The sequence below is a fragment of the Mesorhizobium sp. M1004 genome, from assembly GCF_040318795.1.
GTDB lineage: Bacteria > Pseudomonadota > Alphaproteobacteria > Rhizobiales > Rhizobiaceae > Mesorhizobium.
Genome location: NZ_JAMYNB010000006.1, coordinates 184,808 through 205,983, shown reverse-complemented (window position 1 = coordinate 205,983; position 21,176 = coordinate 184,808). Strand labels below are relative to the sequence as shown.

The window sequence follows — 21,176 nt, the reverse complement described above, 5'->3', positions numbered from 1 at the left end:
AGGAAGGCACTTTCCCTGGAATCGCTTAACCCGGATGCGTCATGTCCTCCGGCCGCACCAGCCGGTCGTAGTCTGCCTCGCTGACCAGCCCGGTGGCCAGTGCTTCCTCGCGCAAGGTGGTGCCCTTCTTGTGCGCGGTCTTGGCGATCTTGGCGGCATTGTCGTACCCGATCGTCGGCGCCAGCGCGGTCACCAGCATCAGCGAGCGGTCGAGCGCGGTCTTGATGTTGTCTTCGCGAGCCTCGATACCGACGACGCAATTGTCGGTGAAGGAGATCGAGGCGTCAGCCAACAACTGCACCGACTGCAGGAAGTTGTAGGCCATCAGCGGGTTGTAGACGTTGAGCTCGAAATGGCCCTGGCTGCCGGCGAAGGTCAGCGAGGCGTTGTTGCCGAACACCTGCACGCAGACCTGCGTCAGAGCCTCGCATTGGGTCGGGTTGACCTTGCCCGGCATGATCGAGGAACCCGGCTCGTTTTCCGGCAGCGACAGTTCGCCGAGGCCCGAGCGCGGGCCGGAGCCGAGGAAGCGGATGTCGTTGGCGATCTTGAAGAGGGCGGCGGCCGCCGCGTTGATGGCGCCATGCGAGAACACCATGGAATCGTGCGCGGCGAGCGCCTCGAACTTGTTCGGCGCGGTGACGAAGGCAATGCCGGTAATGTCGGCGATGCGCGCCGCCACCTTTTCCGCAAAGCCGACCGGCGCGTTGAGGCCGGTGCCGACGGCGGTGCCGCCCTGCGCCAGTTCCTGCAGGCCGGGCAGCGTCATCTCGATGCGCTTGATCGAAGAGGCCACCTGCGCGGCGTAGCCGGAAAATTCCTGGCCGAGCGTGAGGGGTGTCGCGTCCTGCGTATGGGTGCGGCCGATCTTGATGATGTGGGCGAAGGCCTTCGTCTTGACCTCGAGCGCAGCGTGCAGATGCTTCAGCGCCGGCAGCAGATCGTGCACGATGCGCTCGGCGCACGCGATGTGCATGGCTGTCGGGTAGGTGTCGTTCGACGACTGGCTCATATTGACGTGGTCGTTAGGGTGCACCGGCTTCTTCGAGCCCATGACCCCGCCCAGAAGTTCGATCGCCCGGTTGGAGATCACCTCGTTGGCGTTCATGTTGGACTGCGTGCCCGAGCCGGTCTGCCAGACGACCAGCGGGAAATGATCGTTCAGCTTGCAGTCGATCACCTCTTGCGCCGCCTCGATGATCGCCTTGCCGACTGCCGGATCGAGCCGCTTCAACTCCATATTGGCTTCCGCCGCCGCTCGCTTGACGATGCCGAGCGCACGCACGATCGAGGCCGGCTGCTTTTCCCAGCCTATCCTGAAATTGCCGAGGGAACGCTGCGCCTGCGCGCCCCAGTAACGGTCGGCGGCAACCTCGATGGGGCCGAACGTGTCGGTTTCGGTTCTGGTCCTGGCAGCGGTCACTTGTCTCTCCGACGATCGAATTCGGCAACGGCGTATCGCGTTGCACAATTGCCTTCAAGCAGAGATTGCGGCCGGCAGGCAGTAAATCGGTTCAAGCAGTAGCGCCGCCCTTCGGGATCCTGCACCCTCCACTTTCGTGTGAAGGAAATTGCTCCTCAGTGCGGCTTGATCCCATGAAGTGGACGGAAACTTGCGGATTTAGCTCGATAAGATCATGTCGAGCTGGCGGATTGCTCTACGCAAACTTCCCCCAGGATCAGCAATGCGCAATTCATGTCTACCTACTCTACCTACGAGCGACGCTGCCACACAAACTACCATCCGTGCCGGCGTCTCACTGGCAACAGCAGCGATGAGGTAGCTTATGCACTTGTCCTTCTGTTCAGTTTCCCGACCAACATCCGGCATCGCATCCGGATCGAGCTTCGGATCGCGAAACCGAGAATTTCAAGTCCACCCTGGGAGCGCCTCCACATAGCCTCGGAGTTTCCAAGATGCATGGCGGCAAGGTCGAAGCCGTCTCGACGTCGCAAGAGACGCTCTTTGTCCTCCGTATTTTGCTGAAAGCGCGCCTGATCGCGGACCGTCAGCTCGGAACCTTTTTCCTCCAACGGCGCAGCTTTGTCCTGAGATAGGATCTATAGCCGAACGGAAGTGTTCGCCGTCCGGAAGGCGTGCTTGTCCGCGCCTCCAGACGCTGGCGCACGACGCTCAGCAGTCTGCAGAACGCGGGTGTTTCCAATGATTGCACCCGTTTGACGAGGTTGTCGGGCAATGGCTTTGAGCGCCAGTCGAAATAAGCCTCGTAGTCTTGCGGCGTTGCGATCAGGTGCTGGAGATAGGCTGCAAGATCGCTGGCGCTGGCGAAGGCACTGGCGTCAATAAAGGAGTGCTCCGGAACGAACTCGTCCACATTGGGAGCGCCAAGGTAGATCGGCACCGTGCCCGCCATGAACGCGTCATAGATTTTCTCGGTGACATAGTCGGCCTCGATCGAGTTCTCCATGGCCAGGCAGAATTTGTGCCGCGCAATGGTTTCGATCTTGGTCTTCGAGCCCAGATCGGGGCCAAAGACCGATCGGTTGTTGCGATATCGGCCATAAGAATCGATCTTGATGTGGCGCGCCAGTTCGTTCGCCAAATCGACACGGCCGCTATAATTCAGGCCGGCCGACTGGAAGAGTGCGACCGGCGCTTCTTCCGTTTTCGGCACGATTGGTCTGGCCAGCGCATCTTTCCACCACACCGCACGCGGAAGGTAGGGTACCCAGACATCGGACCGGGATTCATGCGTCATGATGACATCGAAGTGCCGCATGATTTTGGGGTCGGCAAGTCGCTTGTAGTTTTGGCCGCATTCCATCGACCAGGCCACCCAATATTGACCAGGGTATTTGTAGGCATCGCCAACTTCGCGAAAGTTCGGAATATGGAAGACGACTGCCGCGGCCTCGGAAATCCGTCGTTTGTCCAGTGTCCACCGCCCGGGCATTTCGCACTGTATCGACGCGATATCGACGGGTTTGCTGAAGAACGTTGTGTAGAAGAGGATCAGTGGATCGATAGACGGCATGGCACCACGAATGTCTGAAGCATTGCTCAATCTGCAGACAGACGCGGTATCGGAAGTTTGGTCAAGTGCTCCGCTTGTTCGAGGCCGAGGGCCGTCCAAACGGTCACCCCGCCGTATACCCGCCATCGATCGCGAAAATGCCGCCGCTGGTCCACGCCGCCTCGTCGCTGGCCAGATAGACGGCGATGCCGGCAAGATCGCTGGTTTGGCCGATGCGGCCGAGCGGGTAGCTGCGCTCGACATAGGTTTTCAGCTCGGCCTGCGCTGCCGCCGGCAGGTTGTCGATCGACTTGCGCCGCATGGCGGTGTCGACCGTGCCGGGCGCAATCGCATTGACCCTGATGCCGCGCGGACCAAGCTCGAAGGCCAGCGACTTGGTCAGCGAATTCAGCGCGCCCTTGGACAAGGAATACAGGCTCGACGGCCGCTTCGGGATCATCTTGTCGGCGAAGTAGGACGAGATGTTGATGACGGAGGCGTTGGCGCCGAGATGCGGCAGCAGCCGCTGGGTAAGGAAGAACGCCGCCGTCACATTGAGCGCGAAGGATTGCTGGAATTGGTGCTCGGTGACGGTCTCGAACGGCACCAGATAAGCGACCCCAGCATTGTTGACGAGGATGTCGAGTGGGCCGGTTGCTTTCGCGCGATCGACCACGGCATCGATGCCGGAAGAGGTCGAGAGATCGGCCGACTGGGTGCCGACGTTGCCCGCCGCCGCAAGTGTCTCGTGGGCGGTCTCGAGCTTGCTGGTGTCGCGACCGACGATCAGCACGTCGGCGCCCTCGCGCAAGAAAGCTTCCGATATCGCCAGGCCGATGCCGTCCGAGCCGCCGGTCACCAGTGCTCGTTTGCCAGAAAGTCTCATTGAAGGCCAAGTCGCATCGAATGCTCTCGCTGTTGCCCGCGTCACGAAGGCAATGCCGATCGGCGAGGGCGGTCAAGCCGCCGGCCTATCGCTCAGTATGAACTTCGGTTGGCCGCGTGCCGATCCGGTTACCGCAGCAGCGACTGCGACGTCGGCGTCAGGCGCAAGGTTTCGGTCCGCCAGGTCACATCGGCCGCTTGCCATTGGGGCGAAGCGGCAACTGCGGCTTCGTAACTGGCATGCGCCTCGGGACTGTTGAAACCCGTCACCGCGATAAAGACGTTTTCGCTCAAACGCACCGGCAGGCGGGGAAAGCTGTTTTCGGCGTGCTCGGTGATGAAGGCGCCAAGCAACCGTCCGCCGGCGCCGATAAGGACCGGAACGGCATCCGTTTCGAAATTGCCGGCGAAATCGGCTTCGGAGCCAGACCGCAGATGATGAATCTGGATGGCAACGATAGCGGTCAAGCGATTGTCTGCGCTCAGCTTTCCATCCGGCGGCATGGCGCCTCGCTGCGCGCCTGACAGATCGAAGCCGGCGCCTGGCCATGCCGGCTTCAAGAGCAGCACATCGTCGGAATCGATCATCGTCGCATTGGCGGCGTCGCGGTGCGCCGTCCACACCGGCCCGTCATAGAAGGCGGTGAGCGCCTGCTTCCGCGCTTCCATGCCATCGAAGCCGCGCAGCCAGACGAATATGTCGGGGCGGTCGAGGTCGCGGAACTGTCCGATGATGGTCATGCCGGCGTGTTCCTGGCCTTCGATGAACCGACTGTCGAAGATGTCGATCAGCGTCTCGCGCCGGCCCGGCTTCAGCGTGTACTGCCGCAACTCGACGACAGGCGAAGCGAGCAGGCTTGCCGTCGCAGGCGCATTCAGGGGTACGGTCATTGTGTCGTCTCCAAAAACAGGATGATTATCCGGTTTATAAAACAGACCGGTTGTCCTGTTTTGTCAATCTGCTATCGTTGGCAAATGTCAGCAGAGATTGCTCGGGCTCCGAAAGGGCCGCCGCGAAAACGCACCAACGATCCCGAAGGGCTGCGCAACAAGGTGCTCGATGTCGCCGAAGCGTCGTTCCAGGCGCGTGGCTATCATGCATCCGCCCTTGGCGAGCTGATGACGACCGCAGGCGTCAGCGGCGGCGCGCTGCATCATCATTTCCCGACGAAGAAGGCGCTCGCTCTGGCGGTGATCGAGGAGCGCGTGGCAGCGGCCCTCGATGAAACCTGGATCAACCCTGTACGGGCGGCAGGCTCGGCGCGCGAAGGCGTGCGCGCGGTGTTCGAGGCGGTGGCGACCGAGCTTGAGCAGCAAGGCTTCGTGCGCGGCTGTCCGCTCAACAATCTGGCGCATGAACTGTCGCTCGCTGACCCGGATTTCCGCGCCGCTTTGGCCGGCATCTTTGCCGGATGGCGTCAGGCGGTTGCCGACAAGGTGCGAGCCGACCAGCAGTCGGGGAGGGAGCAGGGCACCGACCCCGAGCGCTTTGCGGCACTCGCCATCGCCGCCTATTCCGGCGCCATGTCGATGGCCAAGGCGGCACAGGATGCCAGCGTGCTGCGCGATTGCCTGGCCGAACTTCAGGGCAGCTCAACGCCACCATTCCCGAGCAGAGCGAAGCGGCGTCGCAGGATCCTGCTTCGGCCGGGAAAACCTTGAGGCCGGAACTGCGCTGTTCTAGTCGGAAAGCGGCTTGATCGTCTCGTAACCGTTCACCGATTCCGCGCTGGTCCCTTCGTCGTAGCGCCGGGCGAGGGACGCTTGCAGATCGGGCGCATAAAGCGCGGTAAATGTGTCCAGCGTTTCGCCGGCGCCGTTCTTGAAGGTCTCCGTGACCGCCAGCACGTTGTATTTGCAGCCGCCGACGCTGAACGTCTCCTTGCCCTTGACGACCAGGCTCAGTGTCTTGGTGCTCTTCGGCTGCTTGTTCGGCGACAACTCGACGAATTCGATCGTGCTCTTGGCTCCCGTCTTCAGCGGAAACAGTTTTCGCAGATCGGAAAACGGGATCGTCGCCACCCGTCCGGTATCGCTGTCGCGAAACACTTCGACCAGGCCTGCAAACAGGAACTGTGTCTGCGGTGATTGCGATTCGTAGGTGTTGGCGACGGACACCATGCCGCCGGCCACCGGCCGAAACTCGCTGCGGACGCCAGGCATTTCCAGAACGAAGCCGGCCTTGGCCGATTTTGCGTCGACACAATCGGCGGCATGCACCGCAGCCCCCGGCAGCAACCCAGCCAGCACCACGCCTATCGAAACGGCTCTCATGAAATCCTCCCCTCTGCTTGTATTTGCTGCGCGCCAGCATGACCCAAGAAATGCCAGAGCCTCAGTGCCGTGTCGACCTGCCATTCCTGGCACCTGGACGGTGGGGCGCCGGCTGTGCTGAATTTCAGGTCATGAATCGCAAGCTCGTCCTCTCCCGTCGCAATTTCCTCGCACAGGCAGCCGGCCTTGCCATGGCTGGCATGCTGCCGCGCGCCGCGCTTGGCCAGACCGGCAAGCGCATCCAGCCCATCGACGCCACCTTTCTGTTCATCGCCGATGTCCATGCCTGCCGCATGTCGAGCGGCCTCAGCCCCAACTGCCTGGAGGAAGGCAAGACCGATGCCGCGCTGTTGCGCAATGTCGCTGTCCTCAATGGCTTGGCCGGCCGGCAATGGCCAGTCGAGATCGATGGCGTTGCAACCCGCCTGCGTTCGGCCGGCAGCCGCATCGATGCGCCGCTCGGCCTCGTTGTCGGCGGCGACATCACCGACGATGGCGGCGGCCAGATCACCGAGCCCAGCGAAGGCACGCAACTGTTGCAGTTCAGCCAGCGCTATCAACAAGGCGTCGGCCCGGACCGCGTGCACATGCCGGTCTATGTCGGCCTCGGCAACCACGATCTCGACCAGAATGGCTCGCCGCCCCATGTCGACTGGTATCGGCGTGAACTGCGCGACTATGTCGAGGTCAACCACCGCCCCGGCGTGTTCTTCAAGCCCCCGGTGCCGGCCACCGAATACGATGTCGACACCGACTGCTATTCCTGGGACTGGGGCGGCCTGCATCTCGTCCAGACCCACCGCTTTGCCGGCGACACCGGCCATGGCGCGGTGAGCAGCCTGCCGTGGCTGAAGCAGGATCTGGCGACCTACGCGGCGGATGGCCGTCCCGTCATCCTGTTCCAGCACTATGGCTGGGACACTTTCTCGGTCGAGCGCTGGGACCCGGCCAAGCGCACCTATGACGATGACGGCGCAGGCGCGCCGCACTGGTGGAGCGAGGCCGACCGCCAGGCGATGCTGGCGGCGCTGAAGGGCTACAATGTCATCGCCATCTTCCATGGCCATCAGCACGAAGTGCCTATGATCTACAAAAGCGATGGCCTCGACCTGTTCAAGCCGAAGGCTGCCTATATGGGTGGCTTCGCGCTGGTGAGGGTAACCGGGGACGGCATGGACGTGGTGCTGGGCGAGGCGGCGGGCGACCGGGGCGGGGTCAAGTTCACCAGCGCCTTCAGCAAGAGCCTCAGCCTCTGACAAGAAAAAGGCGGCCTTGAGCCGCCTTCCTCATTGCCTGCAAGATCGAATCAGAGCGCCTTTTTGATGTTGTCCTTCACGTCGCCATAGACCTTCTGCACCTTGCCGGCGGTCTTGTCGGCCGTGCCTTCGGCCTGGGTCTGCCTGTTGCCGGTCGCCTTGCCGCCGGCCTCCTTGACCGAGCCCTTGACCTGCTTGGCCACGCCGGCAACCTGATCCTTGTTCACCATCTTTGCATCTCCTGGGATTCGGGGATTCATTCGCAGGAGGCAAACGGGCCGGCTTGGCTTAGGTTCCCTGGGCGGCGATCATCGTCGCATCTGGTCGCTTATATGGTCGCCGAAACGCTTTGCCGCGTCGTATCGTGTAACTAGTGTGACGAAATTTTGGGGAGACCGCCTTGGCTGAATTTACGCTCATCATCGCCAACAAGTGCTTTTCGTCCTGGTCGCTGAGGCCATGGGTGGCGATGAAGCATCTGGAGATCCCGTTCGAGGAAGGTTTCGTGCGCCTGCGCACGCCCGAAACCTTTGCCGCTCTGGCGAAAGTCTCGCCCACCGGCCTTGTGCCAGTGTTGAATCACAATGGCAGGATTGTCTGGGAAACCCTTGCCATCCTTGAATATCTCGCCGACCTGTTTCCGGAGAAAAAGCTTTGGCCTCAGGATATCGGCGCCCGAGCGCTGGCCCGCTCGGTAGCGACCGAGATGCATTCCGGCTTTCGCGAGGTGCGCTATGGCTGGCCGATGAATTTGCGCCGGCCGAAGGGCCACAAGCCGCTCGACGCCGAAGGCGAAATGCAGCGCGCGCGCATCGAAACGATCTGGCGCCAGTGCCGGGAACAATACGGCAAGGGCGGCCCCTTCCTGTTCGGTCATTTCACCGCGGCCGATGCCATGTATGCACCTGTCGTCACCCGCTTCGACACCTATGGCGGCAAGCTCGCGCCCGACACGCGCGCCTACGTCGACGCCGTGTTGGCAACGCCGGCGATGCGGCACTGGTATGCGGAAGCAGCGAAGGAGACTTGGCCGGAACCCGGCCCGGACGAATAGGACCACTAATGACATCACGGTGAGTGACCGATGGCCAGCAATGATGGACCGCGTGAGACTACCGCGCCAACAATCTTCCACTGCCGGCTGATCCCGCCTCGGCCGGACTTCGCCTTCACCCTGACGGAGGAGGAGAGGGAGTTGATGGGCCGGCATGCCGACTATCTGCGCGGCAAGCTTGCCGAGGGCACCATGATCCTCGCCGGGCCGGTCGCCGACCCGGCCGGCCCTTGGGGTCTGCTGATCCTGCGTGTCGGCAGCGAAGCCGAGGCAAGAGCGGTCACCGACGGCGATCCGGTGTCGAGCTCCGGCCGCGGTTTCCGCTACGAGATCCTGCCGCTGATCAGCGCGATCCTGTAGGCGAGCGTAAGTTTAAGGAAAAGTGTGAAACGGTTTTCCCTTGGGAATTGTGTCAGACAACGGCACATACAAGAACGCCTCTCGCACCGTTCAATGTGCGGGAGGCGTCCTTTTGCCAGCATTACTGAGATTGCTCTCTGAATTGCTGACACCACGGAAATGCGCCGGCTTGCGATTGGTTCCGGGGCGTGGAATATTTTTTGGAAACGCGTTGCGCTCCGCCACCTCGTCAGTTGAGGCTTATGCCTCAGGCATCCTCAGGTTGAATTTGGGCTGTGGCCAAACCAGAAATTGACTCGGCGCTAAGAGAAGTCTATAAGAAATATGTCGATATTTGTTTGACCGACTTTTGTTATCCGCGCATGATGCGCGCCTTTGACGAACTTCCCCATCAAAAATCGAGACAAAACGCTGTTGTGCAGTCGCACGATGGTGAACGAATATTTGCCAGGGAAAGGGTTCTTCATGGCCACCGGCACAGTGAAATGGTTCAACGCCACCAAAGGTTTTGGTTTTATTCAGCCTGACGACGGCTCCGCCGACGTTTTCGTCCACATCTCGGCCGTAGAGCGCGCCGGCATGCGTGACATCGTCGAGGGTCAGAAGCTCGGCTACGAGATGACCCGCGACAACAAGTCGGGCAAGATGTCCGCCGACCAGTTGAAGGCGGCCTGATAAGGAATTCGGCCTTCCGGTGACCACGGATGTACTGGCACCGATGAAAGGCTGAAAGGGGCGCCTTGCGCATCCAACTGGATGCGCGGCGCTTTCATGGAAGGTCAGGCGGTGCCTGGCCTTTTTCATTTTGTGGGTCGTGCCGCTAAAAGTGCGCCGCACGCCGGCCGGAACGTGCTAAGGGACGCTCCAGCAATCTGAACCGCCCATACTGCCCCGCTGCCGTATTGCTTTGGTCGTAATCGAAGACCGCTCTCGCTCTATCGGCACCAGGCTCCCGACAGGAGAAAAAGTTTTGACCACTCAATCCAAGACCGCCGACCAGGCCGGCTCGCTGTTCAGCAAGACGCAAACCCAGTCGATGTCACTCAACCGCATCCTGTCCGAGCGTGATGCCGTCAGCGAGGCGCGCGAAGCCAAGACCGCGCGCTTGCGCGAACTGCGCAAGGAAAAGGAAGCCGACGACATGGCAGCGGCCGCAGCCCTTGCGGCGCTGCCGAAGCGGGCAGGCAAACGCTGATGGCCACCAAGCGCGTACCGCCGACGCCGATCGATGCCGATGCGACCATAGCGTCCATGGTCCCGGGCCTGGACAAGCCGGTCGAATATGTCCGCCGTGTGCTGGAAAAGCTCGAGCGCTGCAAGCGCGCGCATGGCGATGCCCAGGTGCGCGTCGGCGTGCGCGGCCGTGCCGAAGCCCCGAACTATCTGGTCGAATATGTCCGCGAGGACAAAAAGACCCAGGAGCGCGTGACCTACCAGGATGCCGCCTATAGCGGCAGCACGCATCGCGAACTGGCGGCGCACCACATTGCCGAGGCGAGGAACTGGTCGCCCGAGGAAATGAACATCACAGCGGTCTCGGCGCTGATCGGCCGCTTGCGCAATCCGCGCGCACCATCATCCCGCTTTTCCGACGAGGACTGACATGGCCATAAAGTTTTCCACCAAGGACCAGCCGGCAGCGCCGGCTGCTGCCACTGCAAAGCAGGCCAAGCCCGCTGCCGCGCCGAAGGCCGCCGAACCGTCGGCGACCGATCTGTTCGAGGCGCCAGCCGCCACGCCCAAGGGCAAGGCAGGCAAGAAGAAATAGCGCCTTGCCGCACCAAGCCGATCGCAATCTCGCAGCGCCTGGGCTGGTCGCGTTGGCCGCCAGGGATATCCGGTCGTCAAAACAGGACGACCAGCCGGTTTTCGATTGCCAGAGCTGCGGCGCCTGCTGCTCCTACTCGGCCGAATGGCCGCGCTTCTCGACCGAGGACGATGCGCAACTTGACCGGATTCCGGAAAAGTTCGTGTCCGCCGACCTGTCCGGCATGCGCTGCGAGGGCGTGCGCTGTTCGGCGCTTACGGGCGAGATCGGCAAGCACACGGCCTGCGGCATCTACGAGATCCGCCCGGACGTCTGCCACGCCTGCATGCCTGGCGGCGACGATTGCCTGATGGCGCGCAAGGCGCACGGGATGCCAACGATCTAGCCGACGCCCACCTTGCCTCACTCCCACATCCCCCGATAGCTTCCACTACGGGCAGGGCGTTGGAGGAACCATGAGCATCGAATTCCTGTTGACGTCGCTGATCGTCGTGGCTTCGCCCGGCACCGGCGTTCTCTACACGCTGAGCGCCGGGCTTTCGCGAGGCGCGCGCGCCTCGATCACTGCTGCATTCGGCTGCACGCTTGGCATCATCCCGCATATGGCCGCCGCCATCACCGGCCTGGCGGCGCTGCTGCACACAAGTGCTGTCGCCTTCGAGACGCTGAAATATCTCGGCGTCGCCTATCTCCTCTACATGGCCTGGAACACGCTGAAGGAGAAGGGCGGCCTGAGCGTCGATGAAAACGCGGCACCCCGCTCGGCAGCCAAGGTCATCACCTCCGGTATCCTGATCAACATCCTGAACCCGAAGCTGTCGATCTTCTTCTTTGCCTTCCTGCCGCAATTCGTCAGCACCACCGAACCGAACGCATTTGCCAAGATGCTGGAGCTCTCGAGCGTCTTCATGCTGCTGACCTTCGTCGTCTTCGTCGCTTACGGCATCTTTGCCGCCTCGATCCGCAGCCATGTCGTGTCGCGGCCGATGGTGCTGACCTGGATGCGCCGCACCTTCGCCGGCGCCTTTGTCATGCTCGGCGCCAAGCTGGCGCTGGCTGATCGATAGAACAGGATCTGGCAGGCATCGGCCTACTCTTCGTCGGTTCCGGATCCGGTCCGGATGCCTAGACGCCAGGCGGAGGGCGGAAGGCCGATCATCTTCTTGAAGGCGCGGCTGAACGCTGCCTCGGATTCGTATCCGATTTCAGCGGCGATGCTGGCCATGTTGCTGGAGCCGGCGCTGAGCAGCTCCGAGGCGATCTGCATGCGCCATTTGGCGAGATAATGCATTGGCGGCATGCCGACCAGCCTGGTGAAGCGTTCGGCGAGCACGCTGCGCGACAGCGCGGAGTCCTTCGCCAGCGCCTCCACCGTCCAGTTATGCGCCGGCCGGTCGTGGATCAGCGCCAGTGCCCTCGCCAGGTGCGGATCGCGCAGGCCAGCCAGCCATCCCGTGGTTTGTGGCGGCAGCGATTCCAAGTAACGGCGCAACACGTCGACAAACATCAGTTCGCTCAGTTTGGTGAGCACCGTTTCACTGCCTGCGCGCTTTTGCGCCACCTCCGTGACAGCCAGGTTGATGAACTGGCTGAGCCAGCCGCCATCGCCTTTGGCATCTCCGGCCTTGATCACCGGCGGCAAAGCCTCGAGCAGTGGATTGAAAGGCTGTGCATCACAGGCGAGATAGCCGCAAACCAGCCTGGCCGAGGTCGCGCCGTCGCCGGCGCAGTTGATGTAAAACGGCATCCGGCCGGCTGTTGCGATGTCGAGAACGTCGGCTGTCGGCGGATCGGCGCGCAGCGCCGGATTGCTGGACATAATATGCGGGTCGCTCCTGGTGAAGACGACGACTTCGCCGGCCTCCAGCGCGATCGCTTCCTGGCCGACGATGCGCGCGAAGCAGCGACCGGCCGTTACCACATGGTAGGAGATCAGATGGTCCGCACCGGGCAGGATCTTCGGCAGGATGGACGATGGCGCCGGCGAGCAGACGGCCCACGGCTCGTGGCCCTCAATGTCAAAAAACGTCGCGCCGGTAAGGCGTACCGTCCTCAACAGGTCAGACAGAGCATCCCCGGCCATTCCGTTTCGTCCCGCACCCGGCTAGCCGGTCAGCCATCCCTTTCGAGTTCCGGACGCGCTGTCAAGCGAGGCGGACGCCGTATCATTCAGTTCGCGGCCAGAACTCCTAAACCTGCACCGGTGCTCAAGCGCTGCCGAGAGAGGGCGCTGAGTGCTGTCGAAACCAACCAGGGACAAATGTCATGACGGTACATAAGGGCGGGTGTTTTTGCGGCGCTGTGGAAATCGAAGTGCACGGAGCCGCCGAGGCAATGGGCTATTGCCATTGCGGTTCTTGTCGATCGTGGTCGGCGTCTCCCGTGAACGCATTCACGCTGTGGAAGCCTCAGAACGTCAAGGTCACCGGGGGCGCGGAGTTCCTGTCCGGGTTCGAGAAGACCGAAATGAGCGATCGCCAGTTCTGCACGAAATGCGGTGGTCATCTGATGACCGTTCATCCGCCGCTCGGCCTGGTCGATGTCTATGCGGCAACGATACCAGGCGTGAAATTCACGCCTGGGGTTCACGTCAACTACGCTGAGACCGTGCTGCCGATGAAGGACGGGCTGCCCAAGCTCAGGGACTTTCCGGCTGAGCTCGGCGGCTCCGGCATCGCGGTGCCGGAATAAGGCCCGGCCACTGCTCGCCATTTTTGACAACGACAATTCAAGACAGGAGATTGTTCATGGAAATCGCAACATTTCGCGCCACGCAGGAGCCGATCAAGGATCTCTATCGCAGGGATGCGAAGGCCGCGTTCCTCACCTTGAAGGCCAAAGGCGTCGCCGACGCGTCCACCGTGACCTGCAAGGTCGAGACCGGACGCGGGCTGGCGCTTGCCGGCATCCATCCGATGGCCGGGGGCAGCGGCCAGGAACTGTGCTCCGGCGACATGCTGCTGGAGGCGCTGATCGCATGCGCCGGTGTCTCGATGCGCGCGGCGGCGGCCGTGCTCGAAATTCCGATCAGGTCCGCCGAAGTTTCCGCGGAAGGTGACGTCGATCTTCGCGGCACGCTCGGCGTGACTGCGGGTGTTCCAGTCGGCTTCAAGGAAATCCGCTTGCGGTTCGACATCGACACCGACGCTCCCCAAAGCCAGCTCGACCAACTGCTCGAACTCACGGATCGCTATTGCGTGATCTTCCAGACCATCCAGAACAGTCCCAGCACCACGGTGAAGCTGCACCGCGTCATCCAGTGACCAGAAAACCGGCCCGGAAACTCGACTGGAGCGAGATTCCGGGCTGGGAACGGGAGTGCCGTATCGGGCAACGCTTCTATCCCTTGACGTAACCCATCGCCTCGACGATCAGCCCATCCGCGACGCGCATCAGATTGACGCCGCGGATGGAGTTGCCGCCGGCCATGAAGTAGCGCCAGCGGATCGTCGCCCGTTCGCCGGCGACGAATGTCTCCTCGAGGTCGAAGCGCGTGCCAGGCTGGGTGGCGATCGCCGACCATAGGTCAATGCATGCCTCTTTGCCGGCATGGCGGGCGCCGTTCGGCGCCGGCACGGTGTTTTCGATAACGCAATCCTTCGCCACCAACTCGGCAAGCGGACGGATCGTGCAGCTGGAACACATCGTTGAAGCGATGCATGATCTCGGCCGTCTGCCGGGACAAATCATTCCCGACTGCGTCCATGATAAGCTCCTGTTTCATCATATTCTCCCGGTTTCATCGATCTTTGACGGCTTTGACCAGCACGGCCTTTAGGGTGATCTGAGGCACGCCGGCCAAGGCGCGCGAGACGAGGCAAGTCGCCTTGGCCGACTGCGCCAGGCGTTCGAACTCGTCTTCGGCGAGATCCGTGACCTCCGCCTCCGTTTCGAGCTCGATGCGGGTGATCGTCGGCCCGGCGGCGGTCGCGCCGAGATGCACCTTGGCGACGGTGCGGATGGTGCGGGCGACGTGGCCTTCCTGGCCGAGGATGAAGGTCAGCGCCATCGAGAAGCAGCCGGCATGTGCTGCCCCGATCAGCTCTTCGGGATTGGTGCCCGGACCGTTCTCGAACCGCGACGGAAAGGAATAGGCGCCTTCGAAGACGCCGCTGCCAAGCCGCAGACGGCCGCCGCCTTCCTTCAGCGTGCCTTGCCATTCTGCGGAAGCTTCACGGATGGTCATGGTCGTTCTCCTGGTTCGGGGTTGAAAAGCGGGCAATTGGGTCAGGCGCAGTCGATGACAACCTTCCCGAACACGTCGCCCTGCCAGAAGTGGCGGTACGCTTCGGGGGCTTCGGCAAAGGGGAAGACCCTGTCGATAACGGGCTTGAGGCGATGCTGCGACACGGCGCGCAGCATGGCCTCGAGATTGCTGCGGCTGCCGACGAACAGGCGGCTGATGGTGGCGAGGCTGCGCTGATAAAGCGCTGCCGGCATCTCGATCGATCTGCCACTGGCGTCCTGCAGCGTCAGCAGCACGATGTGTCCATAAAGCGTGCTGGCAATCAGCGACTGCGCGAAGGTGGCCGGGCCGCCGGTTTCGACGACGAGGTCGATGCCGCCTGTCTGCTCGCGCGCCCAGCCGCCCCATTCCGGTATGTCGGTGCTGGAGACAACGAGGTCGGCGCCCAGCGCCCGCAGCCTGTCGGCCTTCTCCGCGCGCGATGTGATGGCGACAACCCGGCAGCCGAGCAACTTGGCGAACTGCAGAGCAAACAGCGAAACGCCACCCGAACCGATGGTGAGAACCCATTGACCAGGCTTCGGAATCCGGGTCCCGGTCACCGCGTTCCAGGCCGTCACGCCGGCGCAGGTCAGCGTCGCCGCTTCGTGCCAGCTCAGATGATCGGGCAGTCGCGCCGCCCATTGTTCGTCGAGCACGGCAAACTCAGTCAGCATGCCGTCCAGCGTACAGCCGAGCTGGTCGATCAGACCGGCATTGATGCGGCCATCGATCCAGCGGGCGAAGTAGCTGCCGGTGACGCGGTCGCCGACGGCAAAACGGGTGACGGCATCGCCGATTGCGACGACGTCACCGGCGCCGTCGCTCAGCGGCACGATGCCTTGCCGCGCCGGCAACGGATAGGTGCCGCCAAGGATCATCGTGTCGCGCCGATTGAGGGAGGCGGCGCGGACTCGCACCACGATCTCATGCGGTTTCGGTTCCGTCCGCGCCTCGTCGCGCATCGCCAGGGATTCGGTTCCACCAAACCCTTCGAGCCGGTAGCTGCGCATGTCACTCTCCTTAATAGTATATAGACTGATCCACATATTATATAGACCGATTGTCATATTCTTGGCGAGGCCTATAATGCGTCACTGCTGACAGAGGTTGACATGGCCAACGACACCCGCACCCGCATACTCGAGACCACAGGCCTGTTGCTCAGGCAGCGCGGCTATCACGGCACCTCGCTCAACGACATTCTGGGCGCCAGCGGGGCGCCGCGCGGCTCGCTCTATTTTCATTTCCCGGGCGGCAAGGACCAACTGGTCATCGAGGTGACGCGCAACAGCGTTGCCGACGTCACGAAAAGGCTGGGCGAAGCACTGGCAGCCGAAAGCGATCCTGCAGTGGCCGTCCATCACATCTACCAGTCGGTCGGGCGCATGCTGGAGGACAATGATTTTTCGCTGGGTTGCCCCATCGCGCCGGTGGTGCTGGATTCACCCACCGATGTGCCGGAACTGGCGGAACTCTGCCGATCGGCTTTCGAGCAATGGATCGGCTTGCTGCGACAGGCCTTCGTCAGGGCAGGGGTGCCCGAACGCCGCGCGCACGCTTTGGCGCTGCTGATCGAATCGTCGCTGGAAGGGCTTATGGTGATTGCGCGGGCCACCCGCGACCGTGCACCGGTGCTGGTGGTGGCCGACGAGGTGGCGGCACTTGTCGAGCAGGCGGTGCTTGCAGGCAAGGTTGCGCGGCAGGCGGACAGCGCCGCCTAACCATCCGCTTTCCAAAACAAAAAAGGGCGCCTCTCGGCGCCCTTTCCGTATGCATAAGCCAGATAGCTTGGATTAGAAATCCATGCCGCCCATGCCGCCCATGCCGCCGCCGCCCATGCCGCCAGGCATGCCGCCGCCAGCCGACTCCTTCTTGGGAGCCTCCGCGATCATGGCTTCGGTGGTGACGAGCAGGCCGGCGACCGAAGCCGCGTCCTGGAGAGCGGTGCGAACGACCTTGACCGGGTCGACGATGCCCATGGCGATCATGTCGCCATACTCGCCGGTCTGGGCGTTGTAGCCGTAGGTCGCGCCCTTGTTGTCGAGGATCTTGCCGGCAACGATCGAAGCTTCAGCACCTGCGTTCGAAGCGATCTGACGGGCCGGAGCCTGCAGTGCACGGCGAACGATGTTGATTCCGGCAGCCTGGTCGGCATTGACGCCGGTGACCTTGATGTTGGCCGAAGCGCGCAGCAGTGCGACGCCGCCGCCTGCAACGATGCCTTCTTCCACGGCCGCGCGGGTCGCGTTGAGGGCGTCATCGACGCGGTCCTTCTTTTCCTTGACTTCGACTTCCGTCGCGCCGCCGACACGGATCACCGCAACGCCGCCGGCGAGCTTCGCCAGACGTTCCTGCAGCTTCTCCTTGTCGTAGTCCGACGTGGTCTCTTCGATCTGCTGCTTGATCTGGGCAACGCGGCCCTGGATCTCGGCCTTCTTGCCGGCGCCGTCGACGATGGTGGTGTTCTCCTTGGAGATCGACACCTTCTTGGCGCGGCCGAGCATGTTGAGGCCGACATTCTCGAGCTTGATGCCGAGGTCTTCCGAGATGACCTGGCCACCGGTGAGGATGGCGATGTCTTCCAGCATGGCCTTGCGGCGATCACCGAAGCCCGGCGCCTTGACGGCGGCGATCTTCAGGCCGCCGCGCAGCTTGTTGACGACCAGCGTGGCCAGAGCCTCGCCTTCGACGTCTTCCGAGATGATAAGAAGCGGCTTGGAGGTCTGCACGACGGCTTCGAGAACCGGCAGCATGGCCTGGAGGTTGGACAGCTTCTTCTCGTGCAGGAGGATGTAGACGTCCTCGAGCTCGGCAACCATCTTGTCGGCGTTGGTGACGAAGTAGGGCGAGAGATAGCCCCGGTCGAACTGCATGCCTTCGACGACTTCCAGCTCGGTCTCGGCGGTCTTGGCTTCCTCAACCGTGATGACGCCTTCATTGCCGACCTTCTGCATCGCTTCGGCGATCATGGCGCCGACCGACTCGTCGCCATTGGCCGAGATCGTGCCGACCTGGGCAACTTCCTCGGAGGTCTTGATCTTCTTGGCAGCCTTGCCGAGAGCCGCGACGACTTCGGTGACGGCCAGATCGATGCCGCGCTTCAGATCCATCGGGTTCATGCCGGCGGCAACGGCCTTGTGGCCTTCCTGGACGATCGACTGCGCCAGAACGGTCGCGGTCGTGGTGCCGTCGCCGGCGATGTCGTTGGTCTTCGAAGCAACTTCGCGGACCATCTGCGCGCCCATGTTTTCGAACTTGTCTTCAAGCTCGATTTCCTTGGCGACGGTGACGCCGTCCTTGGTGATGCGCGGTGCGCCGAACGACTTGTCGATGACGACGTTGCGGCCTTTGGGGCCGAGCGTGACCTTCACTGCGTCGGCGAGGATGTTGACGCCGCGCAGCATGCGCTCGCGGGCGTCGCGGGAGAATTTTACGTCTTTAGCAGCCATTTTTTAGCTCCTGGCAGGGGGCTTGCGATCAAGCCCGAAATTAGTTGACGGTGAGGCCGATGATCAGCCGATGATGCCCATAATGTCGGATTCCTTCATGATCAGAAGGTCTTCGCCATTGAGCTTGACTTCGGTGCCCGACCACTTGCCGAACAGGATGCGGTCGCCGGCCTTGACGTCCAGCGGGACCAGCTTGCCGGCTTCGTCGCGAGCGCCGGAGCCGACGGCGATGATCTCGCCTTCCTGCGGCTTTTCCTTTGCCGTATCCGGGATGATGATCCCGCCGGCGGTCTTGGATTCGGATTCGACCCGGCGTACGACCACGCGGTCATGAAGCGGGCGGAACTTCGACTTTGCCATTTTTTCTTCCTCGAATGAGAACGGTGAGAGCTGTTCCTCGATCCGGCGGTGCCGGATGTGCGTTAGCACTCACCTGGGGAGAGTGCTAACGTGCGCTGAAATAAGCGCGTGGCTTTCGAGAGTCAAGGCGAACGGTGAGCACAATTGTGCCAATTGGAGCCGTGCCGCGATCCGACGGCAGACCCTACCGGCGCCGCGGCGATTTAAGCACCAGAAGCGGGCATCGTTCCGCCAGCCCATAACCCCCTGTCGGCGCGAGGCGGACACTGTCAAAAAACCGGCTCGCCTCTTCGACCAGCGTCGCCGCCGGGGCGAAACTGTAGACAGTCTGCGAATTCGCATAGACATCGATGGTGCCGATGACCGGCATCTCCCATCCGGTCGTCGCGGCAAGGGCCTCCCGGTCGGCAAACAGCGCATCGAAGGCGTCGAGGATCGCCCGCACCGGAATGGCGCGGTCGGGATCGCCGCCGGCACAAGCCATGGCAATGCGCCATTTGAGTTCGTGGAAGGTCGCGACACCACCGGACAGCGTCAGCGCCCGGACCTCCTGCAGATCGTCCGGCACCTGAGGGCTTGCATAGGCGCGCAATGCAGCCCGCCCATCGGACTTCAGCACACGCGCGATCTCGGCAAGCAGCGCCTGCCGTGCAACCGAGGAGTCCAGCGCCGACAGACAGCCGTCGCCGATCACCGCCCCGGCGCTTTCGTCGCCCAGCGGCAACTCCAGCCAGTTGCCGATCACCGCCTTGCGTGAGGCGGTATCGCCCGGCCAGATGCCCGATATCATGGCAGTGGACTCGTCGATCGCGAGCATGGTCCTTCCGAGGCCGGCAAGCTCCGGCGTGACCCCGAGCAGCACCACATCGACTGATTGCAGGCTAAGTTCGCGCTCATAGGCGGCGACAGCTTCCGGGGGCGGACACAGCGGCGACCCGAGAAGCCGCCAATGACGGCGAATTGCGTCCCAATGCTCAGTCATGCGGAACGGTTTGGGGAAAGGCTGGACATATTTCCTTCCAGGCTGTTGGTTGCCTTGCGAGTTACCTCATGCAGGAAAGGCCATGGCCCGCATTGCCGTCATAACGCATGAATTTGACCGCTTCCAGAGCCGGCGGGGCCTCCTGCTGCGCCAGGACAGCCCCTACATGCTGTTCGACGTCCTGGCGGAGCTGAAACGGCGCGGTCACTCCGTGCAGATCATGCGTGGACCCTCGGCAAGTCATAACGCCGATATTGCCGTCCTGCATGTCGACGCGACAGTGACGCCATCGGACTATGTCGACTACGCGCGCGGATTTCCGATTTGTCTCAATCTTGGTGCAACCGACATTTCCAAGCGCCGCATCAGCGGTGCGATCCTCGAGGAGGGTGCCAACTGGAGCGGCCAGGTCATCGTCAAGAGCAACCTCAATCATTGGGGGACGCCCGAGGAGCAGCTCAACCGAAAATCCGTTCGCGCCGGCAAGGCAGTGCCTTTCCCGGGCGCTCAGACCTTCGACCGTTATCAGGTGCATGCCTCGCTGGCCGATGTGGCGCCGGAGATTTTCAGGCGTGCCGACCTGATCGTGGAAAAATTCATTCCCGAAATCGAGCCCGACGGGTTTGCGGCGCGGTTCTGGATATTCTGCGGCGATCGGGAGCGCTGCACCCGCTATGTCTCGCCGCAGCGCCTGGTCAAGGGCGACGACACCATCCGCCGGGAGCCGGTTGCGGTTCCCGACGAATTGCGCGCCTTGCGTCGGAAGCTGGGCTTCGACTATGGCAAATTCGACTTTGTCGTGCATGAGGGCAGGGCCGTGCTGCTCGATGCCAACAAGACCCCAGGTCGCGCCAGGAACCTGTCGAAGATTGTTGCCGCCGGCACAGCCAACCTGGCCGACGGCTTCGAAAACCTCATCCACCAGACCGGACGGGGTCGAATCGGGCGCTAGAGAAACAGTCCCAACTGCGTATGGATGATCGACCGGTAGTCCTCGATGGTGTGGCGGCTTTCCTCCTGGTTCTGGGTCAGCGCCATGCGCACGACGCCGCCGGCCAGCTGGAAGATCAGGAAAACCATACGGCCGAACTCATTGCGTCGCTCTGGCGCGAGAAAGGGGCCGACATGGTCGCAGAACATCGTCGCCTGGCGCCGGGTTTCGGCGATGTCGAGATTCTTCAGCGCCTTGTCAGCCTGGATGGCGTTTTGCAGGTCCTGAATGGCGGGGTCGCCGGCGACGCGCTCATAGTAGTCGTCGAGCAGCCGGTCGGCCGCAGCGATAACGTCGCTCAGCCCGCCGACGTCGGCAACGATCGCGGCAAGCCGGGCGCGGCTCACTTCGGAGAATCGCTCGTAGAGCATCGCCAGGATCGCCGACTTGTTGGGGAAGTAATGATAGACGGTGGCGATCGGCCCGCCGGCCTGTGCGCCGACTTCCTTCATGGTGACGGCGTCGATGCCTTTCTCGCCGATCAGCCGCATGGTCGTCGACAGGATGGCGTCGATGCGCTCGCGGCTGCGCTCCTGTTTGGGCCTGCGCCTCGGTTCGGTCGTCATCTGCACTGCTTCGTTCATGCCGCCATCC

At 62.5% G+C, this 21,176-nt stretch carries 27 protein-coding genes and 1 pseudogene; 14 read left to right on the top strand and 14 right to left on the bottom strand.

The genetic code is table 11. From position 1 onward, the window contains the following. Window positions 1-25 precede the first annotated feature (25 nt). The 4 genes from fumC to NKH54_RS14870 form a co-directional block, all read right to left on the bottom strand. On the bottom strand, window positions 26-1,423 hold the full coding sequence (fumC, locus tag NKH54_RS14885) for a class II fumarate hydratase (protein ID WP_353028471.1): 1,398 nt from the start codon (window positions 1,421-1,423) through the stop codon (window positions 26-28). A gap of 586 nt (window positions 1,424-2,009) precedes the next feature. Continuing rightward, window positions 2,010-2,996, bottom strand: coding sequence for a glycosyltransferase family 10 domain-containing protein (locus NKH54_RS14880; RefSeq protein ID WP_353028470.1), 987 nt, complete (start codon window positions 2,994-2,996; stop codon window positions 2,010-2,012). Window positions 2,997-3,099: 103 nt separating this feature from the next. Further along, a complete protein-coding gene (locus tag NKH54_RS14875; RefSeq protein ID WP_353028469.1) occupies window positions 3,100-3,861 on the bottom strand; it encodes an SDR family NAD(P)-dependent oxidoreductase in 762 nt (253 codons plus the stop codon). A gap of 128 nt (window positions 3,862-3,989) precedes the next feature. Then, a complete protein-coding gene (locus tag NKH54_RS14870; RefSeq protein WP_353028468.1) occupies window positions 3,990-4,751 on the bottom strand; it encodes an NIPSNAP family protein in 762 nt (253 codons plus the stop codon). Between the two features lie 84 nt (window positions 4,752-4,835). On the opposite strand from NKH54_RS14870, the gene NKH54_RS14865 reads away from it, so the two are divergent. Further along, entirely contained in the window at window positions 4,836-5,522 is a 687-nt protein-coding gene (locus tag NKH54_RS14865) for a TetR/AcrR family transcriptional regulator (RefSeq protein WP_353028467.1), read from the top strand. A gap of 18 nt (window positions 5,523-5,540) precedes the next feature. On the opposite strand, the gene NKH54_RS14860 is transcribed toward NKH54_RS14865, so the two are convergent. Beyond that, a complete protein-coding gene (locus tag NKH54_RS14860; protein ID WP_353028466.1) occupies window positions 5,541-6,134 on the bottom strand; it encodes a hypothetical protein in 594 nt (197 codons plus the stop codon). A 131-nt stretch (window positions 6,135-6,265) separates the two neighbouring features. On the opposite strand from NKH54_RS14860, the gene NKH54_RS14855 reads away from it, so the two are divergent. Continuing rightward, window positions 6,266-7,390, top strand: a complete 1,125-nt coding sequence (locus NKH54_RS14855) for a metallophosphoesterase (protein ID WP_023700653.1) — start codon at window positions 6,266-6,268, stop codon at window positions 7,388-7,390. Window positions 7,391-7,440: 50 nt separating this feature from the next. Here NKH54_RS14855 and NKH54_RS14850 read toward each other — a convergent pair whose 3' ends face one another. Beyond that, on the bottom strand, window positions 7,441-7,620 hold the full coding sequence (locus tag NKH54_RS14850; protein ID WP_353028465.1) for a CsbD family protein: 180 nt from the start codon (window positions 7,618-7,620) through the stop codon (window positions 7,441-7,443). A 170-nt stretch (window positions 7,621-7,790) separates the two neighbouring features. Here NKH54_RS14850 and NKH54_RS14845 point away from each other — a divergent pair, with 170 nt between their 5' ends. From NKH54_RS14845 to NKH54_RS14810, 8 genes are all read left to right on the top strand, one after another. Then, window positions 7,791-8,444, top strand: a complete 654-nt coding sequence (locus NKH54_RS14845) for a glutathione S-transferase family protein (protein ID WP_023684314.1) — start codon at window positions 7,791-7,793, stop codon at window positions 8,442-8,444. 30 nt (window positions 8,445-8,474) lie between these two features. Next, window positions 8,475-8,804, top strand: coding sequence for a YciI family protein (locus tag NKH54_RS14840; protein WP_023723612.1), 330 nt, complete (start codon window positions 8,475-8,477; stop codon window positions 8,802-8,804). A gap of 465 nt (window positions 8,805-9,269) precedes the next feature. Further along, window positions 9,270-9,479 carry a cold-shock protein gene (locus NKH54_RS14835; protein ID WP_023671502.1) on the top strand — a complete coding sequence of 70 codons (210 nt, stop codon included), beginning with the start codon at window positions 9,270-9,272 and terminating at the stop codon, window positions 9,477-9,479. A 295-nt stretch (window positions 9,480-9,774) separates the two neighbouring features. Further along, window positions 9,775-9,999 (top strand): hypothetical protein, encoded by a 225-nt coding sequence (locus NKH54_RS14830; RefSeq protein ID WP_023671503.1) that lies wholly within the window; start codon window positions 9,775-9,777, stop codon window positions 9,997-9,999. Continuing rightward, window positions 9,999-10,406: a hypothetical protein gene (locus tag NKH54_RS14825; RefSeq protein WP_023671504.1), complete on the top strand. Its 408-nt coding sequence runs from the start codon at window positions 9,999-10,001 to the stop codon at window positions 10,404-10,406. The genes NKH54_RS14830 and NKH54_RS14825 overlap by 1 nt, the downstream gene beginning before the upstream one ends. Before the next feature lies 1 nt (window position 10,407). Continuing rightward, on the top strand, window positions 10,408-10,572 hold the full coding sequence (locus NKH54_RS14820) for a hypothetical protein (protein ID WP_023671505.1): 165 nt from the start codon (window positions 10,408-10,410) through the stop codon (window positions 10,570-10,572). A 4-nt stretch (window positions 10,573-10,576) separates the two neighbouring features. Next, entirely contained in the window at window positions 10,577-10,957 is a 381-nt protein-coding gene (locus NKH54_RS14815; protein ID WP_023715196.1) for a YkgJ family cysteine cluster protein, read from the top strand. 70 nt (window positions 10,958-11,027) lie between these two features. After that, window positions 11,028-11,639, top strand: a complete 612-nt coding sequence (locus NKH54_RS14810; RefSeq protein WP_023689918.1) for a LysE family translocator — start codon at window positions 11,028-11,030, stop codon at window positions 11,637-11,639. Window positions 11,640-11,662: 23 nt separating this feature from the next. On the opposite strand, the gene NKH54_RS14805 is transcribed toward NKH54_RS14810, so the two are convergent. Continuing rightward, a complete protein-coding gene (locus tag NKH54_RS14805) occupies window positions 11,663-12,655 on the bottom strand; it encodes an AraC family transcriptional regulator (RefSeq protein ID WP_023694696.1) in 993 nt (330 codons plus the stop codon). A 182-nt stretch (window positions 12,656-12,837) separates the two neighbouring features. Between NKH54_RS14805 and NKH54_RS14800 the strand changes: the two genes are divergently transcribed. Then, the gene (locus NKH54_RS14800; RefSeq protein WP_023715197.1) at window positions 12,838-13,263 is read left to right on the top strand and encodes a GFA family protein; all 426 of its coding nucleotides are present in this window, start codon (window positions 12,838-12,840) and stop codon (window positions 13,261-13,263) included. Window positions 13,264-13,319: 56 nt separating this feature from the next. Continuing rightward, on the top strand, window positions 13,320-13,835 hold the full coding sequence (locus NKH54_RS14795) for an OsmC family protein (protein ID WP_023671510.1): 516 nt from the start codon (window positions 13,320-13,322) through the stop codon (window positions 13,833-13,835). A 76-nt stretch (window positions 13,836-13,911) separates the two neighbouring features. Here the strand turns inward: NKH54_RS14795 and NKH54_RS14790 are convergent. From NKH54_RS14790 to NKH54_RS14780, 3 genes and pseudogenes are all read right to left on the bottom strand, one after another. After that, window positions 13,912-14,296: pseudogene (locus tag NKH54_RS14790) on the bottom strand (nuclear transport factor 2 family protein). A 15-nt stretch (window positions 14,297-14,311) separates the two neighbouring features. Next, a complete protein-coding gene (locus tag NKH54_RS14785; protein ID WP_023684306.1) occupies window positions 14,312-14,758 on the bottom strand; it encodes an OsmC family peroxiredoxin in 447 nt (148 codons plus the stop codon). A 41-nt stretch (window positions 14,759-14,799) separates the two neighbouring features. After that, window positions 14,800-15,810, bottom strand: coding sequence for a zinc-dependent alcohol dehydrogenase family protein (locus NKH54_RS14780; protein WP_352760462.1), 1,011 nt, complete (start codon window positions 15,808-15,810; stop codon window positions 14,800-14,802). Between the two features lie 102 nt (window positions 15,811-15,912). Here NKH54_RS14780 and NKH54_RS14775 point away from each other — a divergent pair, with 102 nt between their 5' ends. Beyond that, entirely contained in the window at window positions 15,913-16,521 is a 609-nt protein-coding gene (locus tag NKH54_RS14775; RefSeq protein ID WP_023684303.1) for a TetR/AcrR family transcriptional regulator, read from the top strand. A 72-nt stretch (window positions 16,522-16,593) separates the two neighbouring features. Here NKH54_RS14775 and groL read toward each other — a convergent pair whose 3' ends face one another. From groL to NKH54_RS14760, 3 genes are all read right to left on the bottom strand, one after another. Beyond that, window positions 16,594-18,249 carry a chaperonin GroEL gene (gene groL, locus NKH54_RS14770; RefSeq protein WP_023709705.1) on the bottom strand — a complete coding sequence of 552 codons (1,656 nt, stop codon included), beginning with the start codon at window positions 18,247-18,249 and terminating at the stop codon, window positions 16,594-16,596. A 63-nt stretch (window positions 18,250-18,312) separates the two neighbouring features. Continuing rightward, on the bottom strand, window positions 18,313-18,609 hold the full coding sequence (gene groES / locus NKH54_RS14765) for a co-chaperone GroES (RefSeq protein ID WP_006203049.1): 297 nt from the start codon (window positions 18,607-18,609) through the stop codon (window positions 18,313-18,315). A 184-nt stretch (window positions 18,610-18,793) separates the two neighbouring features. Next, entirely contained in the window at window positions 18,794-19,591 is a 798-nt protein-coding gene (locus NKH54_RS14760) for a class I SAM-dependent methyltransferase (protein ID WP_023739206.1), read from the bottom strand. A gap of 82 nt (window positions 19,592-19,673) precedes the next feature. Here NKH54_RS14760 and NKH54_RS14755 point away from each other — a divergent pair, with 82 nt between their 5' ends. Continuing rightward, entirely contained in the window at window positions 19,674-20,543 is an 870-nt protein-coding gene (locus NKH54_RS14755; protein ID WP_023689545.1) for a hypothetical protein, read from the top strand. On the opposite strand, the gene NKH54_RS14750 is transcribed toward NKH54_RS14755, so the two are convergent. After that, a complete protein-coding gene (locus tag NKH54_RS14750; protein ID WP_023682986.1) occupies window positions 20,540-21,166 on the bottom strand; it encodes a TetR/AcrR family transcriptional regulator in 627 nt (208 codons plus the stop codon). The genes NKH54_RS14755 and NKH54_RS14750 overlap by 4 nt on opposite strands. Window positions 21,167-21,176 lie beyond the last annotated feature (10 nt).